Source organism: Clostridium arbusti SL206, from assembly GCF_000246895.1.
Classification (GTDB): Bacteria; Bacillota; Clostridia; order Clostridiales; family Clostridiaceae; genus Clostridium_I; species Clostridium_I arbusti.
On sequence record NZ_BAEV01000139.1, the window covers coordinates 1 to 7764 of the forward strand.

A 7764-nucleotide genomic window follows, 5' to 3' on the forward strand; every position below is an offset into this window, starting at 1 on the left:
ACACGTAGTATTTTCCTTCAAAGATTGAACTGTAATTTATATTATTAGATATATTTATAAAATATAGGTTATTTTGTAAATGCTTAGCTATATAATAAATATATAAATGCTAAAAAAATACTTTAACTTACAAAAGTATAAAAAAGGTGTACAAGTAGTGAACAAAAGAAATAAATACTAACAATTATTTGTAAAATATAATCTATAAAAAAGTATGTAAAAATACTAAGATATATTATACATTTATAATATATTGAAAAATAATTATAGAAAAGGGTGATAAAGATTTTAACAGAATCAATAGAACCAGGCTATTTAGATGAGTTAGAATTTGTTTAACCAGCAATTAGTTTATATATAATAACTAATTGCTGGTTTTTAATTTTTATCTCCATATAACAAAAAACTTCTCAGATAATATCTAAGAAGTTTTGGTGCTGGCAATAGGAATTGAACCCATAACCTACTGATTACAAGTCAGTTGCTCTACCAATTGAGCTATGCCAGCTTGAAAATATGGCGACCTGGAAGGGGATCGAACCCTCGACCTCTGGCGTGACAGGCCAGCACTCTAACCAGCTGAGCTACCAGGCCATATTTTGTGGTGGGCATTACAGGGCTCGAACCTGTGACCCTCTGCTTGTAAGGCAGATGCTCTCCCAGCTGAGCTAAACGCCCACAAAAATGGTGACCCCTACGGGACTTGAACCCATGTTACCACCGTGAAAGGGTGGTGTCTTAACCGCTTGACCAAGGGGCCTTATTAAATTTATTGCCGCATCTCATGACCCAACAATAAATATGATACAAAAAAAACAACTAAATGTCAACAAAAACTTTTATATTTTTTTATTTTATTTTAAATTAGAGTTATAATTTGCAATCTATCGCTTTAATTTCCCAATGCTTTCCAAGATTAACAGTGCAGTATCTTCAATAGCTCTTCTTGTTACATCAATAATTCTACAATTCAACCTTCTCATAATTTTATCAGCAAATTCTAGTTCCTCAAGTATTCTTTCGCCATTTGCATACTTTACATTCCTATTTTCACATCCATATTTATCTAACCTATGCTTTCTTATATCCATAAGCTGCATTGGCTCTATTGTTAATCCTATTATTTGTTTTTTATTAATATCATAAATTTCTTTTGGTACTTCTATTTCAGGTATTAAAGGTATGTTTAATGCCTTTATACCTTTATTAGCTAAATACATACACAGAGCTGTCTTAGAAGTTCTTGAAAGCCCTATTAAAACTACATCTGCTTTTTTTATACCTCTATTATCCTTGCTATCATCATATTGAATGGCAAATTCAATAGCTTGTATTCTCTTATAATATTCTGAGTCCATATCCCAAATCGCTCCAGGCTTATATTCCGGAATCTTTTTTAATATTCTTGATATTATACTGATTGATGGAGCAAGAACATTGTTTATCGGTATTCCTACCTTCATACATCTTTCTATAAGAAATTCCCTTACCTCAACTAAAACTAAAGTAGAAATAATTATACTATTTTTTTGATCTTCAATACTAGAAATAAAGTTGTCTACATCTTTTAATGTTTTTATATAAGTTATTCTCTTAATCTCAATGTATTCATCAAATTGTTTAGAAACAGCTTTTGCCACTTGTTCCGCTGTTTCACCTATTGAATCAGACACCGCATAAATAGTCAGCATTTCAATACACCTCTCACTATATTATTTGAGTTTCTTCTTTCGCTAAGCTTAGATGAATTGAATATTTTATATACTATTTTTCAGAAAAATCATAGGTATCAAAATACTTAATTTGAACTTCTATTTGAAAGTTCTACTAGTGCACAACCTTCCATTGCTGTAATATTATTTCTTTTACAATAATCCAATATTTCCATACTCCCTGCTCCTGGCTGAATAAGTACTTTATCTATGCCTAAATTCTTAGCTTCTTTTAATATTTCAATACCTATTAAAGGATTTATACATAAATCTATAACCTCTATTTTATATTTAACATCACTTAACTTTAAGTATATATCCTCTGATTTTCCTCTAGGATTGACACCAAATACATTGTATCCTGATTCTTTTAGTGCGTTAAGTATTTTATAAGCATATTTACTTGAGTTTAGTACATCTCCCACTACAATCCAATTCTTATATTTCATTAATTCATTAGCATCCATTAACATCATCCTCCTAATTAGTTTATACTATTATTATAAACTAATTATCCCTATATATGCTTATTCATTAAGAAGATGCAGCACTCTTTCCTGCCAAATATCCTGAACTCCATGCCCATTGAAGATTAAAGCCTCCACAATCACCATCAACATCTAATAATTCTCCACAAAAATATAAACCATCCATAATTTTTGACTTCATAGTTTTATCTTCTATATATTTTGTATCTACTCCACCAGCAGTAACCTGAGCATTAGAAAAAGAATTGGTATCTGTAACTTGAAAAGTCCATTCTTTTAATAGCTTATAAATATTTTCCTTTTCCTTCCATCCTAATTCAAAGCAGCACTGATGTATATCGCTTATTTTAGCTTCCTTTAAAATTATTGGTATTATTTTTTTATTGATAACTCCAATGAATGAATTAAGTATACTTCTATAGCTAAACATCCCCCAATGATTTTCTAGAAAATCTACAAGTTTATCCATTTTATATTGATACATCATATCGATTCTTATATCTACTTTTTTACCTCGTTCAAGAGCTTCAGCTGCAATACGACTTATCTGTAGTATAGGTGGTCCTGATATGCCATAATCAGTGAAAAGAATCTCTCCAAATTCTCTTCTTATTACTTCTTCATTTACTAATATATCTGCATAACCGTTAAATTTAACCCCTGACAAAGCCCTTAAGTTTTTATAATTAAGTTTTAATTGTACTAACGCTGGTGTAGGCTTAACTATTTTGTGCCCAAAAGATTTTGATATCGAATACCCAATACCATCTGAACCTGTTTTAGGTGCAGCCTTGCCACCTGTAGCTAGTATAATCTTATTACACTTAAAAACTTCATCTTCGGACAAAGTAAAGATATTAAATTCTTTATTCTTTAATTTAATATCTTTAACTTTGCTATTTAGATATATAGGTATATTTCTTTCTTCTACAGCTAATCTGATTGTATCTAATACAGATGAGGCCTGAAGTGACATAGGGTACATCTTACCATCTTCTAATGTGATAAGAGGCAATCCTATGGAGTTAAAAAACACTTCACAATCTTTAAAATTAAAATTGTCTAATGAAAAGTTAAAAAAGCCTTCATTCCTGCTATGATATCTAGAATAATCTATACATTTATTAGTTATATTGCATCTTCCATTTCCTGTAGTAAGTAGCTTCTTACAAATTCTATCATTACCTTCTAAAATTGCTACATCTTTGCCTAAATCCTTAGCTGTAATAGCTGCCATAACACCTGATGCACCGCCACCAACTATAATAATATCATGTTTCAAAATATTTTCTCTCCCCTATCACTCTAAAACATTAAGTTGTAACTATGATATATAAACCTACTATTTACTCCAAATAGTTTTAACGAGACTAAGCTTTTCTCCATTAGAGTTTAAGAGGGAGGTATATATTATATATCCATCATCGATCTCTATGGTTTCACTAAAAACTTTTATTGCCTCTCCATAGGCTGTCTCTTTATCATAATCTATTTTTAATTGTTTTAATTTATAATCATTTAGTATTTCCTCAGACACTGTTTCTAGAGCCCAGGATACGTATTTAACATTATTCACATGTTTATTAGTATCTATATCACTATATCTCACATAAAATGTTTTTTCTTCCGTAATATTAGTAGGTTCTCTTAATTTTTCAAACTCAATTGGTGCATTATCTTCTTCAGTAAGACCAAATTTTTCCCATATCTCTTGTTTTATTTTACAAGGTCGTCTTCTATTTATATTTATCATAAACCATAGTGAATTAGCAGTAGCTATTACTTCTCCTAAAGAGTTTATAATTTCATATTTTCTATAAGCATAGAATCTCCTCACCGAATGTGCCCATGTTCTTACCCTTAATATTTCTCCAAGCATAGCATATTTATTTATTTTTATATCCCATTTATACACAACCCATGCTATATTATTTTTCAAAAGATAGTTTATCCCCATATCTAAGCTTTCAGAATGATTTAGTGCTAAATCTTCAAAATAATTTATAAAACTTGCAACAAATGCTCTGCCATTTCTATCTGCTTCATAATGATGAACTCTGTAAGATTTTTCATAAGATATATCTTTCATATTATCCATCTCCCCATATAAGTCATCTAAAAAGAAGTATAAAGTAAAATATGCTACGAATATTTAGTATCATACAAAAATGCAGATTATTATAATAACGTAGTACCATAATACATTTCTGCATAAGTAGTATAATTCAACATAAATTAGCATACTAGCTGATTATTTCTTTGAAGATCCCTAATTAAAATAATTAAAAATAAGCACTGAATTTAAAAATAAACCCAGCGCTTCTACAGTCAAAATTTTGTTTATAAATTATTATTTGTTTAATGCTGTTAATAAATCATTTAAATCTAGTGCATGAACCATTGCAGCTTGTTCTAATGTTTCTCCTTGAGATGATGGACATCCTATACATCCCATTCCGAAGCTCATTAATACTTCTGCTTTTTCTGGATAAGTTCTTACAACTTCCCCTATAGTAGTATCTTTGTTAATTTCCATAATGTATACCTCTCTTCTCTACTTAATAGTATTATTATAACACATTTAATATACTATTAAAGTTTATTTTTACTAAATTAGTTTTAGTTATAATATAAGTATTATACATTTATATTTCGCTAACTACAATAGTTTGATCTCTTCTTGGTCCTACTGAAACTATGGAAACTTTTGTATCTGTTAACTCTTCTATTCTCTTTAGATAAATTTTAGCATTCTCAGGAATTTCATCATAAGTTCTTGCAGTTTCTATGCTCTCATCCCATCCTTCAAATTCTTCATAAATTGGTTTACAAAGAGCTAAGTCTTCAAGACTTGCAGGTACATAATCTATAGTATTTCCATTAATTTCGTATCCAACACATACTTTTATCTTATCTATTCCAGCTAAAGTATCTATTTTAGTCACAGCAAAGCTTGTAAGCCCTGAAACTCTTGCTGCTGATTTTAAAATCACAGTATCAAGCCATCCACATCTCCTAGCTCTACCTGTAGTTACACCATACTCATGACCTTTATCTCTTATATGTTCTCCCATATCATCAAAAAGCTCTGTAGGAAATGGTCCCTTTCCTACTCTAGTTGTATATGCTTTAGCAATTCCTATAGCACTATTAATCATAGTAGGCCCTATACCAGCTCCAGTACATACTCCACCTGCAATTGTACTAGAAGATGTAACAAAAGGATATGTTCCATAATCTATATCTAGTAAATTTCCCTGTGCCCCTTCAAAAAGTACTTTTTTGCCTTGCTTTATTTCATTGTAAACTCTTACTGATGCATCAGCTACAAAATTTTTCATTCTCTCTGCATAGTTTATGTATTCTTTATAGATAACATCAAAGTCAAAGGTATCCATTCCATAAATTTTAGATAAAACATTATTTTTATCGGCGATATTTTCCTTAAGTTTTTCTTTAAAAACTTCTTTATGCATTAAATCACAAACTCTTATACCGCTTCTTTCAGCCTTATCTGTATAACAAGGACCTATTCCCTTTCCAGTAGTACCTATGTCATTTTTACCTCTTACTTTTTCCTTTGCCCCATCTAGTGCTCTATGATATGGCATTATAAGTTGTGCTCTATCACTAATTAATAACTTTTCAGGAGTAACCTTAACTCCAAGGTTTTCAAGATACTCTATTTCCTCAAACATAGCTTTAGGATCTAAAACCACACCATTACCTATAACATTAAGTTTATCTTCATATAGTATTCCTGATGGTATAAGATGAAGTTTATATTGTTTATCTCCTACCTCAACAGTATGACCTGCATTATTTCCACCTTGAAATCTAACAACAACATCAGCTTCCTCTGCTAGATAGTCTGTCATCTTTCCTTTACCTTCATCACCCCACTGAGCTCCTAAAACAATAAATGCTGACATAATAATTCCTCTCTTTCCTACCTGTTTAGGCACCTTAAAGAAATAACTACTTATTCATTTGTCATTTCTTTTTAGTTTACCAAAATATTTTTAATTTTCTTTTTCTGCTATATTTCTAGCAACTATAACACCTGTAACGGATGCCTGCATAAGTCCTCTTGTAATTCCTGCTCCATCACCTATAGTATATAAATTCTGTATCTGTGTTTCAAATTTATTATTTGTTTCAAATTTACTTGAATAAAATTTAACTTCCACTCCGTACAAAAGAGTATTTTTACTATATAAACCAGGTGCAATTTTATCAAATGCTTTTAAAGCTTCTACAATTGAAGTCAAATGTCTTTGTGGAAGCACAAAGCTTAAATCACCAGGGACTGCTGATTTCATCGTTGGTATAGTTGTTGATTTCTCAAGTCTTGAGTCATTGGTTCTTCTTCCCATTAATAAATCACCAAGTCTTTGAACCATTATTCCACCACCTGTTAACATATTACCAAGTTTTGCAATATATTGACCATAGTCGATTGGTTGATTAAATGGTTCTGTAAAAGTAGTTGATACAAGCATAGCAAAATTAGTATTATTAGTTCTCAATTCTTTTTCTCCATAACTATGCCCATTAACTACTGCCATACCTTCATCATAATGTTCCTCAGAAACTACTCCACCAGGATTCATGCAGAAAGTTCTAACTTTATTTCCAAATGTATCAGAATAATAGACAAGCTTTGCCTCATATAGGTCTTTAGTTAAATGATCCATAATTGAATTTGGCACCTCAACTCTTACTCCTATATCAACAGCATTATTTGTAGTTTTTATGTTAAGACTTTTTGCTTCTCTTGTAAGCCACTCTGCTCCACCTCTTCCAGGTGCAATAACTAAGTTTTTAGTTTCAATTTTAAATTTGCCTGACTTATTCTTTATATTTATTCCCTTAACCTTATTATTTTCAACTATTATACCCATAGCTTCTGTAAGCTCTTCAAATTCTGTATTAGTATTCTCTATAAGGTGTAGGTACATTTTTTTCAAAACTTCATACGCAAGTTCAGTGCCTAAATGTCTTACAGGACACCCAACAAGCCGAATGTTATGTTTACTAGCTTCATATTTTATCTCGTCTACTTTTTCATTATTTAATCCGTATACAGTTTTACTTGCACCAAACTTTAAATATATATCATCACAATAATTTATTAGTTCTTGTGACTCTTCTTCTGAATAGTAATCTAAAATTCTTCCTCCGACTTCTGGGCTCAGTGATAATTTACCATCAGAAAAGGCTCCTGCCCCTGACCATCCAAAGGTTATACCACACGGATTACAGTTTACACATTTACCAGTTTTTCTTGCAGGACAAGTTCTCTTCTCAATACTTCTACCTCTATCAATTATTAAAATACTTGTTTGTGGTTTAATTTTTGTAATCTCAAGTGCTGTAAAAATACCTGCTGGACCGGCTCCTACTACTACAACATCATAATTATTTTTCAACTCATATCCCTCCCTTTAACATATTATCAGAGCAATGTAAACTAGTCAATACAACTCCCGAATATTAATACAAGCTTAATTTATATAGTTCGTATTATATAATGACATAAAAAAAGTGGCCATACTACGTGT

7 protein-coding genes and 4 tRNA genes are annotated in these 7764 nt (G+C 30.8%); all 11 read right to left on the minus strand.

Features of this window, described 5'->3' with window-relative positions; translation table 11 throughout:
* Positions 1–432 precede the first annotated feature (432 nt).
* Positions 433–508: transfer RNA gene (locus tag RH99_RS16925), tRNA-Thr, on the minus strand.
* A gap of 9 nt (positions 509–517) precedes the next feature.
* A tRNA-Asp gene (locus RH99_RS16930) sits at positions 518–594 on the minus strand.
* 8 nt (positions 595–602) lie between these two features.
* Positions 603–678, minus strand: a tRNA-Val gene (locus tag RH99_RS16935).
* A 7-nt stretch (positions 679–685) separates the two neighbouring features.
* Positions 686–760 (minus strand) — tRNA-Glu (locus RH99_RS16940).
* Positions 761–884: 124 nt separating this feature from the next.
* On the minus strand, positions 885–1691 hold the full coding sequence (locus RH99_RS16945) for a pyruvate, water dikinase regulatory protein (RefSeq protein WP_010241055.1): 807 nt from the start codon (positions 1689–1691) through the stop codon (positions 885–887).
* 107 nt (positions 1692–1798) lie between these two features.
* Complete coding sequence (locus RH99_RS16950) at positions 1799–2179, minus strand: CoA-binding protein (RefSeq protein WP_010241057.1); 381 nt, start codon at positions 2177–2179, stop codon at positions 1799–1801.
* Between the two features lie 67 nt (positions 2180–2246).
* Positions 2247–3482 carry a BaiN/RdsA family NAD(P)/FAD-dependent oxidoreductase gene (locus RH99_RS16955; RefSeq protein WP_010241059.1) on the minus strand — a complete coding sequence of 412 codons (1236 nt, stop codon included), beginning with the start codon at positions 3480–3482 and terminating at the stop codon, positions 2247–2249.
* Positions 3483–3542: 60 nt separating this feature from the next.
* Entirely contained in the window at positions 3543–4289 is a 747-nt protein-coding gene (locus RH99_RS16960) for an acyl-[acyl-carrier-protein] thioesterase (RefSeq protein ID WP_010241060.1), read from the minus strand.
* 261 nt (positions 4290–4550) lie between these two features.
* Positions 4551–4736, minus strand: coding sequence for a DUF1858 domain-containing protein (locus tag RH99_RS16965; RefSeq protein WP_010241061.1), 186 nt, complete (start codon positions 4734–4736; stop codon positions 4551–4553).
* A 109-nt stretch (positions 4737–4845) separates the two neighbouring features.
* Positions 4846–6132 (minus strand): adenylosuccinate synthase, encoded by a 1287-nt coding sequence (locus tag RH99_RS16970; RefSeq protein ID WP_010241062.1) that lies wholly within the window; start codon positions 6130–6132, stop codon positions 4846–4848.
* Positions 6133–6222: 90 nt separating this feature from the next.
* Positions 6223–7632 (minus strand): NAD(P)/FAD-dependent oxidoreductase, encoded by a 1410-nt coding sequence (locus RH99_RS16975; protein ID WP_010241063.1) that lies wholly within the window; start codon positions 7630–7632, stop codon positions 6223–6225.
* Between the last annotated feature and the right edge of the window lie 132 nt (positions 7633–7764).

Bases quoted from the DNA above. Each gene is read 5' to 3' on its own strand.
- RH99_RS16945 (WP_010241055.1), bottom strand. From the start codon at position 1,691: ATGCTGACTATTTATGCGGTGTCTGATTCAATAGGTGAAACAGCGGAA.
- RH99_RS16950 (WP_010241057.1), bottom strand. From the start codon at position 2,179: ATGGATGCTAATGAATTAATGAAATATAAGAATTGGATTGTAGTGGGA.
- RH99_RS16960 (WP_010241060.1), bottom strand. From the start codon at position 4,289: ATGAAAGATATATCTTATGAAAAATCTTACAGAGTTCATCATTATGAA.
- RH99_RS16965 (WP_010241061.1), bottom strand. From the start codon at position 4,736: ATGGAAATTAACAAAGATACTACTATAGGGGAAGTTGTAAGAACTTAT.
- RH99_RS16970 (WP_010241062.1), bottom strand. From the start codon at position 6,132: ATGTCAGCATTTATTGTTTTAGGAGCTCAGTGGGGTGATGAAGGTAAA.